This is a genomic window from Duganella hordei, from assembly GCF_040369125.1.
Taxonomy (GTDB): Bacteria; Pseudomonadota; Gammaproteobacteria; order Burkholderiales; family Burkholderiaceae_D; genus Rugamonas; species Rugamonas hordei.
Genome location: NZ_BPWI01000044.1, coordinates 1 through 1,947, shown reverse-complemented (window position 1 = coordinate 1,947; position 1,947 = coordinate 1). Strand labels below are relative to the sequence as shown.

The following is a 1,947-nucleotide window of genomic DNA, read 5'->3' as shown; positions in this document are numbered from 1 at the left end:
GTGCACTTCCATCAAACGTCCACACTTATCGACTGTTAATTTTTAAAGAACTTGTTCGGTACTGCTTGCTGAAGAAGCGTTGTGTTCATCAGCGAAGAGGCAAGATTATGAAGCGTTTCGAATGTTTCGTCAAGCACTACATTTTCTTCTCTTTCCCCGCAACACTCAGCATTTGCATGCACCGTTTTGCGGGGAGGCGAACTATAGCAAAGGCAGGCCGGTATCCGCAAGGCTTATTTTCCGAACTACTACAATCGCGACCTCTCGACTCAGCAAGAATAGCGGCCGCTTTCCTGATCCTGTCGTTCTATTCGGAAGTGGTGGCATGGGTGTTCGCGTATGTCTTCAAGGCCATCGACGGCTCTACCCTCAGTAGCGATCGCTGCTGTGGCAGTGGGGCGTGCTCGCCTTCATCGGCGGCATTCTGGTGATGATCACCTTGCTGCGCTACGTGTCACCGGTGCTGATCCTGCTGGTGATGCTCAAGGGATTGAATATGTTTTAATCCAACGGTCTTGCTCTTTTTTACCCTGGCCATTGCAGGTTGAATATACTGTCCTCATCGTGAATTCCTCAGGCCGAAAGAATGAACCAGAGCGAGATCCCTGTAGTACCGATGCCGACGATCCTGATCGTCGATGACTCGCTGTCCTACCTGGCCACGTTGCTGGATCGCCTGGAGCGGCACGGCTTCATGATCGTGCTGGCGCAGACCGCTGCGGAAGGGCTGATGCGCGCGGAGTTCGCCGAGCCTGATCTGATCCTGCTGGATGTCGTCATGCCCGACATCGACGGTTTCGAGGCTTGCCGCCGCCTCAAGGCCGGCAAGACCACCAAGGATATACCCGTCATCTTCATGACCGGCCTCACCGACCCCAAACAAAAAGTGACGGGCTTCGATGCCGGCGGGGTCGACTACATCACCAAGCCGTTCCAGATCGAGGAAGTGCTGGCGCGCATCAACACCCACCTGGCGCTGCGCAGGGCGCACCGCGAGTTGCAGGACATGGTGGGCACCCTGGCCAAGGCGCGCGAGGACATTGTGCGCAATGAAAAGCTGGCCGGACTGGGGGCGATGGTGGCCGGCATCGCGCACGAGCTGAATACGCCGATCGGCAACAGCCTGATGGCCGCCACCACCTTTGAAGTGCAGACCGACGACATCGGCCAGCATCTCGCCAGCGAAGGCGTCATCACACGCAAGGAGTTCGAGCACTACATCCAGAATGCGCGGCTGTCCGTGGACATCCTGAGCCGCAACCTGCATCGCGCGGCCGACATCGTCACCAACTTCAAGCAGGTGGCGGTCGACCAGACCAGCTCGCAGCGGCGCAGCTTTTTATTGGCCGAGGTTGTGGCGGGCAATGTGCTGACCTTGCAGCCCACCATCAAGCGCACGCCGTTCGTCATCAAGCAGCATGTACCGGAAGACTTGATGATGGAGAGTTATCCCGGCCCGCTGGGCCAGGTGATTACCAACTTGATCAACAACGCCATCGTGCACGCCTATGATGGCCGCCGAGAAGGCCTGATTGCAGTGACGGCGCAGTTGTCCGCGCAAGGGTTGGTGACGCTCGGCGTGGAAGACCACGGTGTCGGCATTCGGCGCGAGGATGTGCCGCGTATCTTCGATCCATTCTTCACCACCAAGCTGGGCGTCGGCGGTTCAGGGCTGGGCCTGAACATCGTGCACAACATTGTCACTGAAATCCTCGGCGGCACGATCAGCGTCAGCAGCGAACTGGGCGGGGGTACCCGCTTCACGCTGATGCTACCGATGTCGGCGCCGGTGAAATAAAAAAACCCCACCAGGATCACCTGGTGGGGTTTTTTCTTTATAACTAGCCTGACGATAACCTACTTTCACACTGGTTGCAGCACTATCATCGGCGCAGAGTTGTTTCACGGTCCTGTTCGGGATGGGAAGGGGTGGGACCAACTTGCTAT

Annotated in this window: 1 protein-coding gene and 1 rRNA gene; one reads left to right on the top strand and one right to left on the bottom strand. The window is 57.3% G+C overall.

The features are described from left to right. Positions 1 to 586: 586 nt before the first annotated feature. Positions 587 to 1,798 carry a sensor histidine kinase gene (locus tag ABWW33_RS32925; RefSeq protein WP_353405618.1) on the top strand — a complete coding sequence of 404 codons (1,212 nt, stop codon included), beginning with the start codon at positions 587 to 589 and terminating at the stop codon, positions 1,796 to 1,798. Between the two features lie 46 nt (positions 1,799 to 1,844). On the opposite strand, the gene rrf is transcribed toward ABWW33_RS32925, so the two are convergent. Then, positions 1,845 to 1,947: ribosomal RNA gene (gene rrf / locus ABWW33_RS32920) — 5S ribosomal RNA — on the bottom strand; the annotation flags it as partial.

Coding starts and splice junctions, on each gene's coding strand:
- ABWW33_RS32925 (WP_353405618.1), top strand. CDS start 587: ATGAACCAGAGCGAGATCCCTGTAGTACCGATGCCGACGATCCTGATC.